Source organism: Deltaproteobacteria bacterium (genome assembly GCA_020848745.1).
Classification (GTDB): Bacteria; Desulfobacterota; Binatia; order UTPRO1; family UTPRO1; genus UTPRO1.
The window spans coordinates 1-21,142 of record JADLHM010000144.1; the positions used below are offsets into that span (position 1 = coordinate 1).

Here is a 21,142-nt window from a genome sequence, read left to right on the forward strand (position 1 = left end):
CGGGCCTATAGCTCAGCTGGTTAGAGCGACCGGCTCATAACCGGTTGGTCCCAGGTTCGAGTCCTGGTGGGCCCATTCTTCACGGTGCGCGAGGAGAGCGATTGGGAAATCAGATCGAGCTGCTGGTAAATCTACAGATCATCGATCTGCAGCTTCGCGAGCGGACCGACGCCATCGAGGCGCTCCGGCGTGAGATCGCCGAGCTCGAGGGGTCGCTCGCGACCCAGCGCCAGGCGCTCGATGGGGTCCGGGCCGAGCGCACCGAGCTCGAGTCGCGGCGCCGCGACATCGAAGGCACGCTCGCCGACGAAGAAGCGAAGATGAAGGACCGGCGGATGCGTCTGAACCGCATCCGCAACGAGAAGGAAGCCTCCGCCGTGCGCCGCGAGATCGAGGTCGCGAAAGAGGGTACGGGCCAGCTGGAGGAAGGCCTGATGGCGCTCTTCGAGCAGCTCGACGGCGTGAAGGCGCGCGAGACCGAGCTCGCGACCGCCTACGAGGCGCTCGAGGGTCGGCGCGCCAGCGAAAGCGAGCGCGTCGAGCTCGAGATCGGCGAGCTTTCGTCGGGACTCGACGAGGCACGGACGCAGCGCGAAACGCTCGCCTCCGGCCTCGAGGCGAGCCTGCGCCGTCAGTACGAGACGATCCTCGCGCGCAAACGCGGGCAGGCGGTCGTCGAGGTGCGCGGCGGGACGTGTGAGGGCTGCCACATGCGCATCGCGCCGCAGCTCGCGAACGAGATCCACCGCAATACCCGGGTGATCGCGTGTCCGAGCTGTCACCGCATCCTCTACGTGCGCCCCCCCGACTCCGCGACCTCCATCGCGTAGCGGCGCGCTTGCGATCCGCGGCGGCGCGGGGCACTCTCGGGCCTTCGAGAGGCCGGACCGGGCCGGACGGTCGCCGGGCGGGTTGTCCCGCCGGGAGGAAAGTCCGGACTCCGCAGGGCAGGGTGGCCGCTAACGGCGGCTCGTCGTGAGGCGGGGAAAGTGCCACAGAAACGAGACCGCCGGCGGAGCGATCCGCCGGCAAGGGCGAACCGGTGAGGTAAGAGCTCACCAGCCCCCGGGGTGACTCGGGGGGCTCGGCAAACCCCACCCGGAGCAAGATCAAATAAGAGGGTTCGGCTGCCCGCCGCAGGCCCTCGGGTATGGTCGCTTGAGCCGTCCAGTAATGGCCGGCCTAGAGGAATGACCGTCGGCCTCCCCCTCGGGGGAGGCGCACAGGATCCGGCTTACAGGCGCGGTCCGGCCGTCTCGAAGGCACCCCGCAAAAGAAATTTCAAGCCAGGACGATTTTCCTTGACAGCGGCTGACCACTCTCTTAAACACTCGTCCGCTGGGTGGGGCAAAGTGGTGGGTAGTGGGAGCAGGTGGCATAAATGAGTGAGGGTCGGCGGAGCTGATGTGGATCTTTGCGGGAACTTCAGCCACACGATCGACGGCAAGGGCCGCGTCAGCGTCCCGGCCGGTTTCCGCGATCAGCTCCTCGACGATCATCGTCTGGTCCTCGCGCCGTTCACGGTCATCGGGCAGCGCTGTGTGGACGTCTACCCATACGGCGAATGGCGGAAGCTGCTCGAGAGGTTCGAAGCACGTCCGAAGTTCAGTGCCAAGTCCCTCAAGTTCCAGGTGGGCTACATCGGGCGTTCCCACCGCACTGAGATCGATTCGGCCGGGCGTATCCTTCTGCCGCCGGGATTGCGGGAGCATGCGAGCTTGAGGCGGGACGTGGTGGTGATGGGGCAGTCGCACATGTTTCGGCTGATGGATGAGGAGACGTATCGCAAGGTGATGGGCGAGCTGGATGCCGAAGCGGCGGAAGATCAAGGCCTCTTCGAGGATCTGAGTCTCTGAGCTCGCTCGGACGACGTGGTGGAGCGGTGGGGTGGTGGTGGAAAACGGGCGCGCCCGGAGTAGCGGACCGGGGGGTCGCCGGGCGCGCCCGGATTATCGACAAGGTGAAAGGTCATGTCGGAGGACCAAGTTCGGCCTTCTCCGGGCGGCGGTGGGGTGGATGCGGAGGCGGAGGTTGGTCGACGGCATGCTCCGGTGATGGTGGAGGAAGCGGTGCGCTTCCTCCACCTGAAACCGGGGGGCTTCTACGTCGATGGGACCCTCGGTGACGGCGGCCACGCGCAGCGGATGCTCGAAGCCGACGCCTCGGTGGCGGTCCTCGGCGTCGACCGCGACGCCGTCACACTCGAGCTGACGGCGCGCCGTCTGGCCGGGTTCGGGTCGCGCTTCCGGACCTTCCACGGCAACTTCAGCGAGCTCGACCGTGCGCTCGCGGCCGTCTCGCGGAGCGGCGCCGACGGCATTTTGCTCGATCTCGGCATCTCGTCGCGCCAGCTCGACGATCCCGCCCGCGGGTTCGGTTTCCGCGCCGCCGGACCGCTCGACATGCGTATGCACGGGGGCGCCGGGGCGTCGGCGGCGGATCTGGTCGCGACCCTCGACGAGCGCGAGCTCGCCGACATCTTCTGGCGCTACGGCGAGGAGAAGGCCTCGCGCCGGATCGCGCGCGCCATCGTTCAGGACCGGGCGTCGGCGCCCTTCACGACGACGAGCGCGCTCGCGGACCTGGTCGCCCGCATCGTGCGCCGCCACGGCGGCACGCACCCGGCGACGCGCGTCTTCCAGGCGCTCCGGATCGCCGTGAACCGCGAGCTCGAGCACCTCGAGATCTTCCTCGAGCGGGTGCTCGACTGGTTGTTGCCTGCCGGTCGGCTGGTCGTTATCGCGTATCACTCGCTCGAGGACCGGATGGTGAAGCAGGCGATGCGGTCGTGGCTCGCCCGTTGCACTTGCCCGCCGACCTTGCCGCGCTGCGCCTGCGGCGCGCGCGCGCGGGTGACGATTCTCACCAAGAAGGCCGTCGCGCCGCGCCCCGAGGAGATCGCGGTCAATCGGCGCGCGCGCTCGGCGCGCCTCCGCGCCGTGGAGCTCGTGGCGTGAGCCGGAGAGAACGAGGAGCCGAACCATGAGCATCGCTGCGGTGTGGGAACGATCGGGGCCTTTGGCGGGTCGCGGCGCGGCCGCCAGCGTCGGTGCGGCGCGCGCGCGCGGGACCGATCGCCGCGTCGTGCTCATGGCCGGACTCGGCGTCTCGATGGTGGTCGGGGTGGCGCTGCTGCTCGTGTGGGTACGCCTCCAGGCGGTGCACACCGGCTATCAGCTTTCGGCCGCCCGCCATCTCGTCCACAAGCTCGAGCAGGAGCAGCGCGAGCTCGGGATCGAGATCGCGACGCTGACGTCACCGCGGCGCCTCGAGACCCTCGCGCGGGAACGGCTCGGCATGGGGCCGCCGACGCCGGGCCAGATCGTGAGCGTGCCGTGAGGGCGCGCATCCTCGCCGTCGGCGGCGGCATCGCGGTGCTCCTCGCGATGGTGGCGCTGCGGATCGTGCAGTTCACCCTCACCCAGAGCCCCGATCTCGCCGCGCTCGCGCGCCGCCAACACCACGAGCAGATCCACATCGCGGCCCATCGCGGCGCCATCCTCGACCGCCACGGCGAGACGCTCGCCTCGAGCGTCGAGCGGCCGTCGGTCTACGTCCGGCCGCGACGCGTGAATGCCGCCGACCGGGCGCGCGCCGAGGCCGGGCTCGGCGCGGCTCTCGGGCTGCCGTCGCACGACGTCGCCGCGAAGCTCGCGAGCGCGTCCAACTTCGTGTGGCTGAAGCGCGCGGTGTCGCCGCGCGAGCAATCTGCCGTACAGGGTCTCGGTATCGGCGGCCTCGGCGAGGTGACCGAAGCGCGCCGCTTCTACCCGCACGGCGCGGTCGCGGCGCAGGTGATCGGCGTCGCCGACGTCGACCTCCGCGGCTTCGAGGGCATCGAAAGCGTCTACGAGCGGGACCTGCGCGCCCTCACCCGCACCCTCGAGATCGAGCGCGACGCGCTCGGCCGTGAGATCCTGACCGAGGGCATGGACGATCCGCGCGCCCTCGACGGCGCGACCGTGCAGCTCACGATCGACGTCGGCCTGCAGACGATTGCCGAGGGCGCGCTCGAAGCGGGCGTCCGCGAGGCGCAGGCGGCGGCCGGCACGGCGATCGTGCTCGACCCGTGGACCGGGGAGGTCCTCGCGCTCGCCAACGCCCCCACCTTCGACCCGAACCACCGCGGGACGATCCCGCCCGCCAACCGCCGGAACCGCGCCATCAACGACTTCTACGAGCCGGGCTCGACCTTCAAGGCGATCCTCGCCGCGGCCGCCCTCGAGCACGGCGTGGTGCGCCCCGACGAGATGATCTTCTGCGAGAACGGCGCCATGCCGGTCGGCAAGTGGGTCATCCACGACCACCACCGCCACGGCTGGCTCTCGATGTCGGAGGCGATCGCGGTGTCGAGCAACATCGCGGCGGCGAAGATGGGCGAGCGCCTCGGCCGCGACCGCTTCCATCCGTTCCTCGTCGACCTCGGATTCGGAAAACCGACCGGCGTCGACCTGCTGGGCGAGGTCGGCGGCATGCTCCGTCCGGCCCGCGACTGGTCGCGCATCAACCTCATGACGACCAGCTTCGGCCAGGGCATCGCCGTGACCCCGCTCCAGATGGCGCGCGCCTTCGCCGCGATCGCGAACGGCGGCCAGCTCGTCCAGCCCTACGTCGGTCTGCGCGCCACCAGCGCGGCCGGTGAGGAGCTCTGGACGCACCGGCCGAACCTCATCCGCCGGGTCATGAGGCCCGAGACCGCGAAGGCCGTGACGGCGATGCTCGAGCAAGTGGTGGCGGAAGGGGGCACCGGCACCAAGGCGCAGATCGCGGGCGTGCGCGTCGCGGGCAAGACCGGCACCTCGCAGAAGGTCGAGCGGGGTACGGGACGCTACTCGTCCGACGCGCGCGTCGCGTCCTTCGTGGGGTTCCTGCCGGCCGACGCTCCGAAGTTCGTCATCATGGTGATGGTCGACGAGCCCCAGACGTCGAAGTACGGCGGCATGGTCGCGGCGCCGATCTTCCGCGCGATCGGCGCGGCGGCGCTCGAGCGCGAGGGCCTCGTCCCGGCGCAGCCGTCGCCCCTCTTGCAGCGGGCCGCGATGGAGCGCGACGAGCCCGCTCTGCCGGCGGTGCCGCTCGGCGTGCCGTCCTTCCTCGGCCTCAGCAAGCGCATGGCGGTCGAGCGTGCCCGCGACCTCGGCTGGATGGTGCAGGTGACGGGCGAGGGATACGTCCAGAGCCAGACCCCGGCCCCTGGCGCCGCGGAGGCTCCCGGGAAAGAATTGGCCCTCAGCCTGGCCCCCTCGAGCGACCTCTTGTGATCGATACCGACATGGCGGCGGCCCGCGCGGTCGCACGATGCTGACGCTGGATGAGCTCCTCGCGGGAGTCGAAGGAATCGCGTGCCAGCTGCGGGGTGACGGCCGTGTTCTGATCGAGCGCTTGACCGCCGACTCACGGGACGTGCGTCCCGGCGACCTCTTCGTCGCCCTCCCAGGGACACGGACCGACGGGGGGCGTTTCGTCGACGAGGCGTGCCGGCGCGGCGCCGCCGCCGTCGCGGGCCTCGCGGCGACGGGGACGCCGGCGGGCGTGCCGACCGTGGCCGTCGCCGAGCCCGCGCGTTTCCTGGCGCGCGCGGCGGCGCGCTTCCACGGCGACCCGGCCGCCGCGCTCACCATGGTCGGCGTCACCGGCACCAACGGCAAAACGACCGTCACGTATCTGCTCGAGGCGATCTGGCGCGCGGCCGGCGTCCGCCCGGGCGTCATGGGCACGATCAACTACCGCTTTGGCGGCGTCGTCGACGCGGCGCCCCTCACGACGCCGCCCGCGCACGAGATCTTCGCGCGCTTGGCCGCCATGCGCGCCGCCGGCGCGACGCATGTCGCAATGGAGGTCTCGTCCCACGCGCTCGCGCAGGACCGCACCTTCGGCATGCCCTGGGACGCCGCGATCTTCACCAACCTCGGCCGCGACCACATGGACTTCCACCGCGACCAGGACGACTACCTGCGCGCGAAGGCGCGGCTCTTCGCGGCGCTCGACGCGAGCCCGAAGGGGCGCAAGGTCGCCGTCCTGAACGCCGCCGACGCCAAGGTCGCCGGGCTCAAGCCGGCGATCGCGAGCCGCGTCGTGACGTTCGGGGCCGAGGGCGACGTGCGCGCCGAGAGCGTGCGCATGACGCTCGCCGGCGTCGAGGCGACGCTCGTCGCCGCCGGGGCGAAGATCGCCGTCGCGACGCGCCTCGTCGGGTCCGGGCACCTGGAGAACGTGCTCGCCGCGACCGCCGCCGCCCACGCGCTCGGCGTCCCGCTCGCGACGATCGCGGCCGCGCTCGCCGGCTTCGCGGGCGTCCCCGGACGGCTCGAGACCGTCGTTGCGGGCCAGGACTTCACGGTGCTCGTCGACTACGCCCACACGCCGGACGCGCTCGCGGGCGTCTTGAGCTCGCTGCGCGCGCTCGTGTCGGCGCGCCTCATCTGCGTCTTCGGCTGCGGCGGGGACCGCGACCGCGGCAAGCGACCGCTCATGGCGGAGGCCGTCGGCCGCCACGCCGACCTGGCGATCCTGACCTCCGACAACCCGCGCACCGAGGACCCGACGCGCATCCTCGCCGACGCCGAGCCCGGTCTCGAGCGCGCCGGCCTGGCGCTGCTCCCGCATCTCGGCAGCGCCAAGCGGGGCTATCTCGTGCAGGCCGATCGCGCGCAGGCGATCGCGAGCGCGCTCACGACGGCGCGCGCCGGCGACTGCGTCGTGATCGCCGGCAAGGGCCACGAGGACTACCAGATCATCGGCGCCGCGAAGCAACCGTTCGACGATCGCGCGATCGCGCGGCGCGTGCTCGCCGGCCGCGGCGCCGGGGCGGGGCGCGCGTGAGCGGACCGACGACCCCGGCGGCCGTGCGGCCCCCGAGCCCGTGGCGGATCGACGACGTGGTGCGCGCGAGCCGCGGGCGCGTCGTGCGCTGCGGCAGCGCCGAGCGCTTCGGCCGGATCACGACCGACACCCGGACGCTCGCGGCCGGCGACCTCTTCGTGGCGCTCGCGGGCGAGCGCCACGACGCGCACGACTTCGCGGCGGCCGCGGCCGCGGCGGGCGCCCGTGGGCTCGTCGTCGCGCGCCCCGTGACGCTGCCGTCCGAGGCGGATGTCGTGGTCGTCGAGGTCGACGACACGCTGCGCGCGCTCCAGGCGCTCGCCGCCGATCTCCGCCGGCGCGTCGCTCCGCGCGTCCTCGCGCTCACGGGATCGAACGGCAAGACCACGACCAAGGAAATGCTGGCGGCGATCCTGGAGGAGGTCGCCCCGGGTCGCGTCCTCAAGACGCAGGGGAATCTCAACAACCTGATCGGGGTGCCGCTCACCCTCCTCGGGCTCGCGGGAGACGAGGCGTATGCCGTCGTCGAGATGGGGATGAACGCATACGGCGAGATCCGTCGGCTCACCGAGATCGCCGACCCCGACGTCGGCCTGATCACCAACGTCGGCCCCGCGCACCTCGAAGGGCTCGGCTCGGTCGAGGGCGTGGCGCGCGCGAAGGGAGAGCTCTTCGCCACCATGCGGCGCGACGCCACGATCGTCGTGAACGCCGAGGACCCGCACGTACGGGCGCAAGCGGCCGCGTTTCCCGGGCGGCAGGTCGCCTTCGGCGCGGGCACGGACGTGACCGCGGAGGCCATCACGTGCGACGCCCGCGGCGCGGCGGCGTTTCGGCTGCGAATCGCGGGCGGCGCCGTCGACGTGCGGCTCCGCGTTCCCGGCCGCCACAACGTCATGAACGCGCTCGCGGCGGCGGCGGCGGCGTGGGTCGTCGGGGCCGCGCCGGCCGCGATCGCCGCCGGCCTCGCCGCCGCCGAGCCCGTCGGCGGCCGCATGCGCGTGGTCGCGCTCGCGAGCGGCGTCACGGTCGTCGACGACAGTTACAACGCCAACCCGGCCTCGGTCGCGGCGGCGCTCCGCAGCCTCGCCGACGCGCCGGCGATCCGCCGGATCGCGGTCCTCGGCGACATGCTCGAGCTCGGATCCGCGAGTCCCGCGCAGCACCGCGCGGTCGGCGCGCTCGCCGGGACGGTCGGCCTCGCCGCGCTCTACCTCCACGGCGACTTCGCTCGCGAGACCGCCGCCGGCGCCGCGACCGGGATGGCCGCCGCCGCCATCCACGTCGCGGCGAGCCACGCCGCCATCGCCGACGCGCTCGCCGCCGACGCGCGTCGCGGCGATTGGGTGCTCGTCAAGGGATCGCGCGGCCAGCGCATGGAAGAGGTCGTCCGCCTCCTCGGAGCCCACTGACCGATGCTCTACGCCGCCCTCTACTCGCTGCGCGCGACCCACACGATCTTCAACGTCTTCCGCTACATCAGCTTCCGGACGCTGCTTGCCGCGCTGATGGCGCTGACCATCTCCTTCGTACTCGGCCCCGTGCTCATCCGCCGGCTCACCAAGAACCGCATCGGCCAGCCGATCCGCTCCGACGGCCCGGCGCGCCATCAGGTGAAAGCCGGGACGCCGACGATGGGCGGCACGCTCATCCTGTTCTCGCTGCTGCTCTCGACGCTGCTGCTCGGCGACCTCAGGAATCCCTACGTCTGGCTGGTGCAGTTGGTGACGCTCGGCTTCGGGCTGGTCGGATTCGTCGACGACTATCGGAAATATCGCCGCGGCAACTCGGCGGGCCTGAGCGCGCGGCAGAAGCTCCTCGCCCAGTGCGCCATCGCCGGAGTCGCGGCGTTCCTCCTCCTGCAGGTGCCCGGCTTCCCGCCGACCGTCGTCATGCCCTTCTTCAAGGAGGTGCACCTGAATCTCGGCTGGCTCTACCTGCCGTTCGCCATGCTCGTGCTGGTCGGGGCGTCGAACGCGGTGAACCTGACCGATGGTCTCGACGGACTCGCGATCGGGCCGGTCATGATCGCCGCCGGGACGTACATGATCTTTGCGTACGTCGCCGGCAACGTGAAGCTCGCCGAGTACCTCCAGATCTCCTACGTGCCGGGCGCGGGCGAGCTGTGCATCTTCTGCGGGGCGCTCGCGGCGGCGGGCCTCGGCTTCCTCTGGTTCAACGCCTACCCGGCGCAGATGTTCATGGGCGACGTCGGTTCGCTGCCGCTCGGGGGCGCGATCGCGATGGTCGCGCTCATCACCAAGAACGAGATCGTCCTGGTGCTGGTGGGCCTCGTCTTCGTCGTCGAGGCGCTCTCGGTGATCGCGCAGGTGACGTACTTCCGCTGGACCGGCGGCAAGCGGATCTTCCTGATGGCGCCGATCCACCACCACTTCGAGCTCAAGGGCTGGCCGGAGCCTCAGATCATCGTCCGCTTCTGGATCATCTCGATCATCTGCGCGCTGCTCGCGCTCAGCACCCTGAAGCTGCGGTGACGGCCATGGCGACCGCCGCTCCCGCGCTCGCGCGCGACCTTCCCGTCCTCGTGATCGGCCTCGCTCGCACCGGAATCGCAGTCGCGCGCTTCCTGGCCGGGCGCGGCGCGCGCGTGCGCGCCGTCGACCGGCGCTCGGAGGCCGAGCTCGGTGGGGCGGTCGAGGAGCTGGCGGGGATCGCCGAGCTCCGGCTCGGGGCCGAGGATCCGGCGGCGCTCGACGGCATCACGCTCGTCGTGCCGAGCCCGGGCGTCCCGGCGGACGCGCCGCTGCTCGCGGCTGCGGTCGCGCGCGGCATCCCGATCGTGAGCGAGATCGAGCTCGCGGCCCGTCATCTCGAGATCCCGCTGCTCGCCGTGACCGGGACCAACGGCAAGAGCACGACCACGACCCTTCTCGGCGCGATCCTCCGCCAGGCCGGCCGGCGTCCGTTCGTCGGCGGCAATCTCGGCACGCCGCTCATATCGGCGGTCGGCGCCGACCACGACGTCGCGGTGGTCGAGGTGTCGAGCTTCCAGCTCGAGTGGGTCGACGGCTTCCACCCGACCATCGGCATCTTCCTGAACCTCACCGACGATCACCTCGACCGCTACCCCGACCTCGACGCGTACGGACGGACGAAGCTCCGCCTGTTCGCGCGCCAGACCGCGCGCGACACGGCGATCCTGAACGGGGGCGACCCGTGGATCCGCCGCCACGCCGGCGCGCTCCGCGCTCGTGTGCTCCGGTTCGGGGCCGGCGAAGGTGTGGCGATCCGCGCGGACGAGGCGGCGATCCGGCTCCGGCTCGGCGGCGGCGACGAGCTCTATCCGCTGGCGCGCGTGACGCTCACCGGCGCCCACAACCGCGAGAACATGATGGCGGCGATCGCGGCGGCGCGTGCCTTCGGCGTACCGATGGCGCGCGTGCAGGAGGCGCTCGAGGCGTTTCGCGGCCTCGAGCACCGGTTGGAGCTCGTGCGCGAGCGGAGCGGCGTGCGCTGGGTGAACGACTCGAAGGGCACGAACGCGGGCGCCGTCATCAAGTCGCTCGAGAGCTTTCCCGGAAACGTCATCCTGCTCGCGGGCGGCGTCGGCAAGGGCGGCGACTACGGCGTGCTGCGCGCGCCGGTCGCACGGTGCGCGAAGCACGTCGTGCTCTTCGGCGAGGCGCGCGACGTCCTCGCGCGCGCGCTCGAGGGCGCCGCGTCGATCGAGATCGTCGGCGGCCTCGCGGCGGCCGTCGCGGCCGCTGACGCGCACGCGGCCGCCGGCGACGTCGTGTTGCTTTCGCCGGCGTGCGCCAGCTTCGACATGTTCCGCGACTACGCCGACCGCGGCCGGCAATTCAAAGCTCTGGTGGAGGCTCTCCCATGACGGCTCGTGCCGCCGCGCTCACCGCGCCCATCCTCACCCGCCGTGTCGCTCCGCGCGCCAAGGCGCATCCCGTCGTCGCGCGCGGCGGCGACCGCTGGATCGTGCTCGCGGTGGCGGCGCTCGTGACGGTGAGCGTCGTCATGGTGTTCAACACCAGCTATTTCTTCGCGGGCGAGCGCTTTGGCGACCCCCTGCACGTCTTCAAGAAGCACCTCGCGTCGATCGGGCTCGGGATGCTGGCGTGCTTCGTGGCGTCGCGCCTGCGCTCGACGACCTACGAGCGCCTTGCGTACCCCGCGCTCGCGGTGATCGTGGTGCTGCTGGTCGCCGTGTTGATTCCCGGGGTCGGGATCGTGCGCGGCGGCGCGCGGCGCTGGATCGGGCTCGGCATCATCAACCTGCAGCCCTCCGAGATCGCGAAGATCGTGGCGGTGCTCTACCTGGCGCACTCGATGGTGCGGAAGGGCCCCCGCCTCACGACGTTCTCCCTCGGCGTGCTGCCGCACGTGATCACGATCGGCGTGCTCGCCGGCCTGGTCGTGAAGGAGCCCGATTTCGGCACGGCGGCGCTCCTCGGCGTGACGCTCTTCGCGATGCTGTTCGCCGGCGGCGTCCGGTGGCGGCACCTCGTCCTCCCGGTCCTGCCGATCGTTCCGCTCGCCGTCTGGGCGGTCGCGTCGAGCCCGTACCGCCTGCGGCGTGTGCTCGTATTCCTCGATCCCTGGCAGCACCCGCGCGACGCCGGTTTCCAGCTCGTACAGTCGTTCCTGGCCTTCGGGTCGGGCGGTCTCTTCGGGACGGGGCTCGGCGAGAGCAAGCAGAAGATGTTCTATCTGCCCGAGGCGCACACCGACTTCATCTTCTCGGTGATCGGCGAGGAGCTCGGGCTGGTCGGCGCGCTCGTCGTCGTCGGGCTCTTCGCGGTGCTGGCGATCCGTGGTCTGCGCGTGGCGCTGAACCATCCGACGACCTTCGGACAGCTGGTCGCGTTCGGCGCGACGACGGTGCTCGTGCTCCAGGCCGGCATCAACATGGCGGTCGTGCTCGGGCTCCTGCCGACCAAGGGCCTGGCGCTGCCGTTCGTGAGCTACGGCGGCTCGGCGATGATCGGCGCGATGACGGCGGTCGGCGTCCTGCTCGCGCTCTCACGCGAGTCGGGTTGAGGAGGTGAAGCTCCGGATGATGATCGCGGGCGGCGGTACGGGCGGGCACCTCTTTCCGGGGATCGCGGTCGCCGAGGCGGCGCGCCGCCGCGACCCGATGACCGCGGTGCTCTTCGTCGGGAGCCCGCGTGGCATCGAGGCGCGCGTGGTCCCGACGACGGGCTTCGACCTGGAGCTTCTACCCGGCGCGCCGCTCCGGGGGCGGAAGCTCGCCGGCAAGCTCGCCGCGCTCGGCGCGCTCGGCGCCGCGACGGCCCGGGCGCGGACGCTCGTGCGCCGCTTCGCGCCGGACGTGGTCGTCGGGCTCGGTGGCTACGCGTCGGCGCCGGCGGTGATCGCGGCGCGGCTCGCGCGCGTGCCGATCGTCCTCCTCGAACAGAACGCCAAGCCTGGCATGACGACGCGGCTCCTCGCGCGCCTCGCCGACCGCGTCTGCGTGAGTTTCCCCGACACGCGCGCCGGCTTCCCTCCCGGACGGGCCGTCCTCACCGGGAATCCCGTCCGGACCTTTGCGGCGTCCTCGGGCGCGCCCACACGCGGCGGTCTCGCGATCGCGATCGTCGGCGGCAGTGCCGGCGCCCACCGGCTGAACGAAGCGGGACCGGCCCTCCGCGCTGCGCTCGCCGACCTCCCGGGGCTCACGATCGTCCACCAGACCGGGCTCGCCGAGGAGGCGGACGTCCGGGCTCGCTACGCCGGCGCGCCGGGTGTCGACGTCCGGCCGTTCGTGACCGACATGGGAGCGGTCTACGCCGCCGCCGACCTCATCGTCTGCCGGGCCGGCGCGACGACCATCGCCGAGCTCGCCGCGCAGGGGCTGCCGGCGATCTTCGTGCCGTATCCCCATGCTGCCGACGACCACCAGCGCGCCAACGCCGAGGCGCTCGTGCACGCGGGGGCGGCGCGCATGGTCCTCGACCGCGACGCGACCGGGAAGCGCCTCGCCGAGGAGGTCCGCGAGCTGATCGCCGCGCCCGAGACCCTCGCCGAGATGCGAGGCCGGATGCGGCAGTTCGCCCGCCCCGACGCCGCCGACCGCGTGCTCGAGGTGGTCGAGTCCCTCGCGGGTTCGACGTCGCCCGCGGCTCGGCATAAACAATAGATGAAGGGTCGTCCATGGAGCTGACCAAGCGCAAGCACCGGGTCCATTTCGTCGGCATCGGCGGCATCGGCATGAGCGGCATCGCCGAGGTGCTGCTGAATCTCGGTTTCCCGGTGAGCGGCACCGACCTCGCCGCCAGCGAGACGACCGAGCACCTCGAGCGCCTCGGCGCCGCGATCAAGCTCGGGCACCACGCCGACCGGGTCGCGCCGGACGTCGAGGTCGTCGTCATCTCGTCGGCGGTGCGCTTCTCGAACCCGGAGGTCGTGCGCGCGCGCGAGCTCAGCATTCCGGTCATCCCGCGCGCCGAGATGCTGGCCGAGCTGATGCGCATGAAGACCGGCGTGGCGGTCGCCGGGACGCACGGCAAGACGACCACCACCTCGCTCCTCGCGCACGTCCTCGCCGAGGCGGAGCTGGATCCGACGATGGTGATCGGCGGCAAGGTGAAGGGGCTCGGCTCGAACGCGCGGCTCGGGCAGGGCACGCTGCTGGTCGCCGAGGCGGACGAGAGCGACGGCAGCTTCCTCGTCCTCACGCCGACGATCGCGATCGTGACCAACATCGATCCCGAGCACCTCGACCACTACGGCAGCGTCGAGCGCATGCACGAGGCGTACCTTCAGTTCATCAACCGGGTGCCGTTCTATGGCCTCGCCGTCCTCTGTCTCGACAGCGTCGCCGTGCGGGCGCTCCTGCCGAACGTCCGCAAGCGGCACCGGACCTACGGCTTCGCGAGCGACGCCGACCTCCAGGCGGTGCACGTCCAGGTGACGACCGAGGGCACGCGCTGCGACGTGCTCGAGCGCGGGCGCTGGATCGGCGAGCTCCGCCTCAAGATGTTCGGCCGCCACAACGCGTTGAACGCGCTCGCCGTCGCGGCGGCCGCGACCGAGCTCGGCGTGCCGTTCCCGACGATCGCGGTGGCGTTGGCGTCCTTCGAGGGCATCCACCGGCGCTTCGAGGTGAAGGGGGAAGTGGGGGGCGTCACGGTCGTCGACGACTACGGCCATCATCCCGAGGAGGTGAAGGCGACGCTGCGCGCGGCGCGCGAAGGCTTCGGCCGGCGCCTGGTCGCGGTGTTCCAGCCGCACCGCTACACGCGCACGCGCGACCTCTTCGAGAGCTTCCTCTCGGCGTTCGACGACGCCGACCTGCTCGTGCTGGCCGACATCTACGCGGCCGGCGAGGATCGCATCGAGGGCGTGTCCGGCGAGGCGCTCTACGAGGCCTTGAAGCGGCGCGGCCACGCCGACGTCCGCTTCGTCGCCGACCGGCGGATGATCGCGTCCGAGCTCCTGCCGCACCTGCGCGGCGGTGATATGGTCGTGACCCTCGGCGCGGGCGACGTGCACCGGGTCGGGGACGAGTTGTTGCAGGCGCTGCAGCGGGATCGGCCGGTCGCGCTGCAGTAACCGGAGGAGGGGGCCGTGGGGGACGCGGGACGGGGGGACGAGGGAGTGGTCGGGACGCAGGAGGCGACGCACCGGCGCGCGCGCTCCCTCGTGTCGGTGCCATTGCCGCCGCCCGCGCGTCGGACGTCTCCGGCGCCCGTGCCGTCGTCGCCCGCGCTGCTCGCCGCGCTCGCCGCGGCCGGCGCGACGCCGCGGCCCGGAGAGCCGCTCGGTCGCCACACGAGCTTCCGCATCGGCGGCCCCGCGGACGTCTTCGTCGAGGTCGCGAGCGTGCCGGAGCTCGCCGGCGTGCTCGCCGCCTGCGCGGCGCACGCCGCCCCGGTGTTCTTCCTCGGCGGCGGGACGAACCTGCTGGTCAGCGACCGGGGGGCGCGCGGCGTGGTGGTGAAACTCGGGCGTCCGTTCGATTTCGTCGAGTGGCAGCTCGCGGGCGACGTGCCGCGTCTGCGCGTCGGCGCGGCGGTGCCCTTCAAGCGGCTCGTGACGCAGACCGTCGCGGAAGGGCTCGCGGGCCTCGAGTTCGGGGAAGGCATCCCCGGCACGATCGGCGGCGGTCTCCTCATGAACGCCGGTGCGTTCGGCGGCGAGATCGGGCGCACCGTCGACGCGATCGAGGCGGTGACCGAGCGCGGCGAGGTCGTGGAGCTGTCGCGCGAGCGGCTCGGGTTCGCCTATCGACGGCTCGAGCTGCCGATGCGGGCGATCGTGACCGCCGTCCGGCTCCGGCTCGAGCGGGGCGAGCCCGCGGCGCTCAAGGCCCGCATCCTCGATGCGAAGACGCGTCGCGACCGCCTCCAGCCGAAGGGCCATCCGAACGCGGGGTCCATCTTCAAGAACCCGCCGGGGGCGCCGGCCGGGAAGCTCCTCGAGGCCGTCGGGCTCAAGGGCGCGCGTCTCGGCAACGCCATGGTGTCGCTCCGCCACGCGAACTTCATCGTGAACCTCGGCGGGGCGCGCGCGAGCGACGTGAAGGGGCTCATGGACCTCGCGACGCGGGTCGTCCGCCAGCGGCTCGGCGTCGAGCTCGAGCCCGAGGTACGGCTGGTGGGGGACTGGTGATCCGACGCTTCCGGAACCAGCGGGTCGCGGTGCTCCTCGGCGGCCTCTCGGCCGAGCGCGAGATCTCGGTGCGGAGCGGCAAGGCGGTCGCCGCGGCGCTCCGCGAGCGCGGCTATCGCGTGACCGAGGTGCCGGTCGGACGCGACCTGGCGGCGCGGCTCGTACGCCTCGCGCCCGCCGTCGCCTTCAACGCGCTCCACGGGCGGTACGGCGAGGACGGCGCGGTGCAGGGCGTGCTCGAGCTGCTCGCGATTCCCTACACGGGCCCCGGCGTCCTCACGAGCGCGCTCGCGATGGACAAGACGATGGCGAAGGCGGTCTGGCGGTCGCAGGGCCTGGCGACGCCGCGGTGGGTCGTCGTCGATCCGAAGGCGCGCCGCCTCCCGCTGCTCCCCGCGCCGTTGCCGCTCGTGGTGAAGCCGAACAGCGAGGGGTCGAGCGTCGGCGTGTCGATCGTCCACACGCGGGGCGCGCTGCCGGCGGCCGTGCGGCTCGCCGGGCGGTCGGATCGCCGCGTGATCATCGAGGAGTACGTCCCCGGGAAGGAAGTGACCGTCGGCATCCTCGACGGACGGGCGCTCGGCGCCCTCGAGGTCGTCGCCAAGGGCGAGTTCCACAGCTACGACGTCAAGTACACGGCGGGTCGCGAGGAGTTCTTCATGCCGGCGCGCCTGCCCGCGGCCGTGACCGCGCGCGTCCTCGCGCTCGCGACGGCGGCGCACGCGGTCCTCGGCGGCGGCGCCTACAGCCGGGTCGACCTGCGCGTCCACGGCCGGCGCCCGTACCTCATCGAGTTGAACTCGCTACCGGGGCTCACCACGCTCTCGTACCTCCCGATGATCGCGAAGCACGTCGGCATGGACTTCGGCGACCTCTGCGAGGCGATCCTCACGCGCGCGACCCTCGGGATCCAGGAAAGCCGGCGATGAAGCACCCGGATCCGAAACGCCGACGCTCCGGCCGCTCGGTGCTGCGCGACACCCGCTTCGATTGGGCGGGCTTCTTCGCCTGGCGGCCGGCGCGGCCGGGCTGGACGCGCCCTGACGCCTGGACGATCCGTCGCCCGCGCTGGGCCCGACGCCACGCGTGGAGGCTCCCGCGTCCGACCCTGTGGTCCTTCGGACGCCTCTCGCAGCTCGATCCCGCGGCGTGGCTGGCGGGCCTCCGGGCTCGCATCGACCCGTTCCGACGCACGCGGGCCGCGCGGCGGCTCGTGTGGACCGGCGCCGGCGTCGTCGCTCTCGCGGCGGTCGGTGCGGTCGGGCTCTACGGTCCCCGCCTCGCGGCCGCCATCGCCGACCACCCGTACTTCGCCGTCAGCGAGATCGTGGTCACGCCGACGACCCACGTGCGGCCGGGCGCGCTCCTCGAAAGCGCCGACCTCCGCCCCGGCCTGAGTCTCTGGCGCCTCGATCCCGACGCGCTGGCCGCGCGGCTCGAGGCGCACCCCTGGATCCGGCGCGCCATGGTCCGGCGCGAGTTCCCCCGCCGCCTGGTCGTGGACGTCGTCGAGCGGAAGCCGGTCGCGATCCTCTACCTCGACCAGCTCTACTACGTGGATACGACCGGGCTCGCCTTCGTCCGCGTCGGCGACCGCGACCCCCTCGATCTCCCGTTCGTGACCGGGGTCGAGGCGGCGATCGTCGCCGACGAACGGCCGTTCGCCCGCCACGCCATCCGCCAGGCGCTGCGCGTCCTCGACCTCATGCAGGCCGCGGGACTTCCATTCCGCGTCTCGGAGGTGCATATCGAGCGGGAGCAGGGGGTGACGGTCTTCCCCGTCGAGCCGCGGGTCGCGTTGACGTTCGGCTGGAGCGGGTTCAAGACCAAGCTCGCGCGTCTCGAGCGCGTGCTGCGGGATTTCCGGGGACGAGAGAGTCGGATCCGCGAGATCGATCTGACGATGGGAGCGGCGGCGGTGGTGCGGTTGCGGCAACCGGGCGCGAAAGGCAAACGCACGCGCACCTGAGCCGCGAGAAGCGAGGGGTGGGGGGATGACGAAGCGGACCGGAATGGTGGCGGCCCTCGATCTCGGCACGGCGAAGACGTGCGTCGTCGTCGGCGAGGTGAGCGAGCGCGGCATCGAGGTGTCCGGCCTCGGCGAAGCGCCGTCGCGCGGCCTCCGCAAGGGCGTGATCGTGCACGTCGAGTCGACGGTGCAGGCGATCCGCAAGGCCGTCTCGGAGGCGGAGCGGATGGCGGGCTGCGAGATCCGCCACGTGACCGCGTCGATCGGCGGCGCCCACATTCGCGGTCTCTCGAGCCATGGCGTCGTCGCCGTCCGCAACGGCGAGGTGTCGACGGGCGACATGAGCCGCGTCCTCGACGCCGCGCGCGCGGTCGCGCTCCCGGCCGACCGCGAGGTGCTGCACGTGCTGCCGCAGGAGTACATCATCGACGACCAGGACGGCCTGCGCGAGCCGATCGGCATCGCCGGCGTCCGCTTGGAGGCGAAGGTCCACATCGTCACCTCGCAGGTCGCCGCCGCGCAGAACCTGGCGAAGTGCTGCAAGCAGGCGGGGCTCGTCGTCGACGACGTGGTGCTCGGCGCGCTCGCCTCGGCCGACGCGGTCCTCACCGCCGAGGAGAAGGACCTCGGCGTGGCGCTCGTCGACGTCGGTGCGGGGACGACCGACGTCGTGATCTTCCACGGTGGCGCGGTGCGCCACACGGCGAGCCTGCCGCTCGGCGGTCAGCACCTCACCAACGACATCGCGGCCGGGCTGCGCACCCCGACCGCCGAGGCCGAGAAGATCAAGCAGCGCTTCGGCTGCGCGCGCGCGGCGGTGGTCGAGCGCCACGTCGAGATCGAAGTGCCGAGCGTCGGCGACCGCGATCCGCGGGTGCTCTCGCGCCACATCCTCTGCGAGATCATCGAGCCGCGCGTCGAGGAGATCTTCCAGCTGGTCGCCCGCGAGATCATCCGCTCGGGATACGAAGAGGTCCTGGCCTCGGGCATCGTGCTGGTCGGCGGCACGGTGCTCCTCGATCACATCGCCGACGTCGCGGAGCAGGTGTTGCGCCTGCCGGTGCGGATCGGGGTCCCGCACCACGTCTCCGCGCTCGCGGACCTCGTCGCGAGCCCGATCCACGCGACGTCGATCGGGCTCCTCCTGGCGGGTGGCAACGGGGGCAAGCCGGTGCGATTGCACGCGGCGCGGGCCGATGGTCTGCTCGGGCGCGTTCGTCATCGCATGGAAGAATGGCTGCGGGATTTTTTTTGATCGTGCGGCACCTCGTCGCGATCACGCGGGGCGAAATTGCGTGACAGCGATTTTGAATTGCGGTACAGGGGGTGAGGCATGGGGCGGCGGCATGGACGTGGGCAGGGGGGGAAAGAGGGCGCCAACTCGCTCAAGAGCGAACGCTCGATCGATTCGGTCGATGGGCGTCCTCTCCAGGTTGAAGGAGGTGGGGTGATGCAAGACCTTGAAGGCGTCCAGCTGGGCGCTCGGATCAAAGTGATCGGCGTCGGTGGGGGTGGCGGCAACGCAGTCAACACGATGATCGCGGCCAGCCTCCAGGGCGTCGATTTCATGACCGCCAATACCGATGCGCAGGCGCTCAAGAACAATCTCGCGTCCGTGAAGCTCCAGCTCGGCACGGCCTTCACGAAGGGCCTCGGCGCGGGCGGCAATCCCGAGGTCGGCCGCAAGGCCGCCACCGAAGACGTCGAGCGGATCCGCGAGGTGCTGACGGGCGCGGACATGGTGTTCGTCACCGCCGGCATGGGCGGCGGCACCGGCACCGGCGGTGCGCCGGTCGTGGCGCGGGTCGCCCGCGAGCTCGGAGCTCTCACGGTCGGCGTCGTGACCAAGCCGTTCCACTTCGAAGGCAAGAAGCGCGGGCGCCAGGCCGAAGACGGTATGCGCGAGCTCAAGGCCAACGTCGACACCCTGATCGCGATCCCGAACCAGCGCCTCCTCGCGGTCGCCGGCCGTAACATGTCGATCCTCGAGACCTTCAAGAAGGCCGACGACGTGCTGCTGCAGGCCGTCCGCGGCATCTCCGACCTCATCACCGTCCACGGCCTCATCAACCTCGATTTCAACGACGTCCGCACGATCATGTCCGAGATGGGCATGGCGCTCATGGGCGCCGCCGTGGCGAGCGGCGAGGACCGCGCGGTCGAGGCCGCGCAGAAGGCGATCTCGAGTCCGCTCCTCGAGGACGTCTCGATCCAGGGCGCGCGCGGGGTCCTCATCAACATCACCGGAGGTTCGGATCTCACCATCCACGAGGTGAACGAGGCCGCGACTCTCATCCAGGAGGAAGCCGACGACGAGGCCAACATCATCTTCGGCGCCGTCATCGACGAGACCATGTCGGATCAGATCCGCATCACGGTCATCGCGACCGGCTTCGGCGAGGGGCGCGAGGACGTGAAGCGGCCTCCGAGCGTCACCGCGCAGCCGGTGGCCCAGGCGCCCGCGCAGCATGCGCAGTACGCCCCGGCCGCTCCGGCCGCTCCCGCGCCCCGCGTCGCCTTCACGCGCGAGCCGGTCCGCGAGGCCGCCCAGTCCGCCGCTGCGATGGCGCGCAAGGTGGTCCGCGTCGGCGGGATCAACGATCTCGACGGCACGATGTGGACGCGGTCGAGCGGCGGGAACGAGCGGGGCGAGCCGATCTCGCTGACGGTGCCCGAGGACGACGACAGCCTCGACATCCCGACCTTCCTGCGCAAGCAGGCCGACTGACGCCGCACACGGCGGACGGCTCCACGGGGCACGCGGGCATCGCTCGCGTGCCCCGTGTCATTTGGTGGCGTCCTCTTCGCGGCCCGCACCGCGCCGCGCGATGCACTTTGCGCATTGAGGCCGATGGCCGCAACTGCTAGCGTGCGCCGGTCGCTGATCGTCGTGAGCGTGCCCCCGGGCGTCGGCTCCACGATCCCGCGCCGCGCGCGTGGCGTCGTCATTCGAGGAGGGGTACGTGATCGGACCAAGCAAACGACAGGCACCGTCCTGTGAGAACTTGAACCACCGGCGGGCCAATGCGCCCGTCGCGCATTGCCCGCAGTGCGGCGGGGTCGTGAACCAGAGCCTGCGTGCGGCCTCGCGCTGCGACGACGCCAAGCACCTCCAGGCGCGCCGGACGTTCGCCGCGTTCTGCATCCATTGCGGCACGCAGCTGATCGCGGCGCTGCGCTGAGCGCGCGGCGCCATGGAGCCGCCGCCGGCCGATGACGCGCGGTTGCCGCGCGCCGTCGAGGCGAGCCCGCGCGCCGAGGCGGTCCGCGCCGCGCTGCGAGCGGACGCCCGCCCCCTGCGGACCGGCGGCGCGCTCGCGGTGGCGCACGTGCCCATGACCGCGACGCTCCGGTCGATGCTCGCCACGCTCGGCGCGGCCGGGCGGCTCGTGCGCGGCCTCGAGACGGCCGAGGAGGCGCTCGCCGGCGAGCGTCGGGGGCTCGCGGCGTTACCGGAGGAGATCCGCCGGCGGCAGGGGTCGCGCGTGTCCCGCGTGCTGGTGATGAGCGCCGACGGCGCCGACCGGTTCCACCGCCAGGTGGAGCGCCTGGTGCTCGCACACGCACCCCGGGTGGTGGCATGCCGGGTCGACTGCACGAGCGCCGAACTCGGCGCGGCCGCCTTCGGCCCCGGGGAGGTCGCGAAGCTCGTGTTGAGCGGTCGAAAGGCGGCGGCCGTCGCTCTGCTCGAAGCGCTCGCCGGGCCCTGAGCGCGGGCACCCTGGCGTTTCAGCTCAAGTTACGGCCCGCTCCGGCCGAGAA

Annotated in this window: 19 protein-coding genes, 1 tRNA gene and 1 other RNA gene; all 21 read left to right on the plus strand. The window is 72.1% G+C overall.

What is annotated here, in order from left to right; translation table 11 throughout:
* Position 1: 1 nt before the first annotated feature.
* The 21 genes from IT293_20635 (at position 2) to IT293_20735 (ending at position 21,090) form a co-directional block, all read left to right on the plus strand.
* Positions 2–75: transfer RNA gene (locus tag IT293_20635), tRNA-Ile, on the plus strand.
* Between the two features lie 26 nt (positions 76–101).
* Entirely contained in the window at positions 102–830 is a 729-nt protein-coding gene (locus tag IT293_20640) for a hypothetical protein (GenBank protein MCC6767071.1), read from the plus strand.
* Between the two features lie 54 nt (positions 831–884).
* Positions 885–1,253, plus strand: an RNA gene (rnpB, locus tag IT293_20645) — RNase P RNA component class A.
* Positions 1,254–1,406: 153 nt separating this feature from the next.
* Positions 1,407–1,856: a division/cell wall cluster transcriptional repressor MraZ gene (locus IT293_20650; GenBank protein ID MCC6767072.1), complete on the plus strand. Its 450-nt coding sequence runs from the start codon at positions 1,407–1,409 to the stop codon at positions 1,854–1,856.
* Between the two features lie 114 nt (positions 1,857–1,970).
* Complete coding sequence (gene rsmH, locus IT293_20655) at positions 1,971–2,957, plus strand: 16S rRNA (cytosine(1402)-N(4))-methyltransferase RsmH (protein MCC6767073.1); 987 nt, start codon at positions 1,971–1,973, stop codon at positions 2,955–2,957.
* Between the two features lie 25 nt (positions 2,958–2,982).
* A complete protein-coding gene (gene ftsL / locus IT293_20660) occupies positions 2,983–3,339 on the plus strand; it encodes a cell division protein FtsL (GenBank protein MCC6767074.1) in 357 nt (118 codons plus the stop codon).
* Positions 3,336–5,261: a serine hydrolase gene (locus tag IT293_20665; protein ID MCC6767075.1), complete on the plus strand. Its 1,926-nt coding sequence runs from the start codon at positions 3,336–3,338 to the stop codon at positions 5,259–5,261. Before ftsL ends, IT293_20665 begins: the two co-directional genes overlap by 4 nt.
* A 37-nt stretch (positions 5,262–5,298) precedes the next feature.
* Positions 5,299–6,822 (plus strand): UDP-N-acetylmuramoyl-L-alanyl-D-glutamate--2,6-diaminopimelate ligase, encoded by a 1,524-nt coding sequence (locus IT293_20670; protein MCC6767076.1) that lies wholly within the window; start codon positions 5,299–5,301, stop codon positions 6,820–6,822.
* On the plus strand, positions 6,819–8,234 hold the full coding sequence (locus IT293_20675) for a UDP-N-acetylmuramoyl-tripeptide--D-alanyl-D-alanine ligase (GenBank protein ID MCC6767077.1): 1,416 nt from the start codon (positions 6,819–6,821) through the stop codon (positions 8,232–8,234). Before IT293_20670 ends, IT293_20675 begins: the two co-directional genes overlap by 4 nt.
* Before the next feature lie 3 nt (positions 8,235–8,237).
* On the plus strand, positions 8,238–9,317 hold the full coding sequence (locus tag IT293_20680; GenBank protein ID MCC6767078.1) for a phospho-N-acetylmuramoyl-pentapeptide-transferase: 1,080 nt from the start codon (positions 8,238–8,240) through the stop codon (positions 9,315–9,317).
* A 5-nt stretch (positions 9,318–9,322) separates the two neighbouring features.
* Complete coding sequence (gene murD, locus IT293_20685) at positions 9,323–10,672, plus strand: UDP-N-acetylmuramoyl-L-alanine--D-glutamate ligase (protein MCC6767079.1); 1,350 nt, start codon at positions 9,323–9,325, stop codon at positions 10,670–10,672.
* Positions 10,669–11,835, plus strand: a complete 1,167-nt coding sequence (gene ftsW / locus IT293_20690) for a putative lipid II flippase FtsW (GenBank protein ID MCC6767080.1) — start codon at positions 10,669–10,671, stop codon at positions 11,833–11,835. Before murD ends, ftsW begins: the two co-directional genes overlap by 4 nt.
* A gap of 4 nt (positions 11,836–11,839) precedes the next feature.
* Positions 11,840–12,937: an undecaprenyldiphospho-muramoylpentapeptide beta-N-acetylglucosaminyltransferase gene (gene murG, locus IT293_20695; GenBank protein MCC6767081.1), complete on the plus strand. Its 1,098-nt coding sequence runs from the start codon at positions 11,840–11,842 to the stop codon at positions 12,935–12,937.
* A gap of 14 nt (positions 12,938–12,951) precedes the next feature.
* Positions 12,952–14,352, plus strand: a complete 1,401-nt coding sequence (locus IT293_20700; protein MCC6767082.1) for a UDP-N-acetylmuramate--L-alanine ligase — start codon at positions 12,952–12,954, stop codon at positions 14,350–14,352.
* 15 nt (positions 14,353–14,367) lie between these two features.
* Complete coding sequence (gene murB / locus IT293_20705) at positions 14,368–15,411, plus strand: UDP-N-acetylmuramate dehydrogenase (protein ID MCC6767083.1); 1,044 nt, start codon at positions 14,368–14,370, stop codon at positions 15,409–15,411.
* A complete protein-coding gene (locus tag IT293_20710) occupies positions 15,411–16,340 on the plus strand; it encodes a D-alanine--D-alanine ligase (GenBank protein MCC6767084.1) in 930 nt (309 codons plus the stop codon). Before murB ends, IT293_20710 begins: the two co-directional genes overlap by 1 nt.
* Positions 16,337–17,380, plus strand: coding sequence for an FtsQ-type POTRA domain-containing protein (locus IT293_20715; GenBank protein ID MCC6767085.1), 1,044 nt, complete (start codon positions 16,337–16,339; stop codon positions 17,378–17,380). Before IT293_20710 ends, IT293_20715 begins: the two co-directional genes overlap by 4 nt.
* Positions 17,381–17,405: 25 nt before the next feature.
* Positions 17,406–18,635: a cell division protein FtsA gene (gene ftsA, locus IT293_20720; protein MCC6767086.1), complete on the plus strand. Its 1,230-nt coding sequence runs from the start codon at positions 17,406–17,408 to the stop codon at positions 18,633–18,635.
* Between the two features lie 195 nt (positions 18,636–18,830).
* The gene (ftsZ, locus tag IT293_20725; protein ID MCC6767087.1) at positions 18,831–20,108 is read left to right on the plus strand and encodes a cell division protein FtsZ; all 1,278 of its coding nucleotides are present in this window, start codon (positions 18,831–18,833) and stop codon (positions 20,106–20,108) included.
* Positions 20,109–20,343: 235 nt separating this feature from the next.
* Positions 20,344–20,562, plus strand: a complete 219-nt coding sequence (locus tag IT293_20730; protein MCC6767088.1) for a hypothetical protein — start codon at positions 20,344–20,346, stop codon at positions 20,560–20,562.
* 12 nt (positions 20,563–20,574) lie between these two features.
* Positions 20,575–21,090 carry a hypothetical protein gene (locus IT293_20735; protein ID MCC6767089.1) on the plus strand — a complete coding sequence of 172 codons (516 nt, stop codon included), beginning with the start codon at positions 20,575–20,577 and terminating at the stop codon, positions 21,088–21,090.
* The last annotated feature ends 52 nt before the right edge of the window (positions 21,091–21,142 follow it).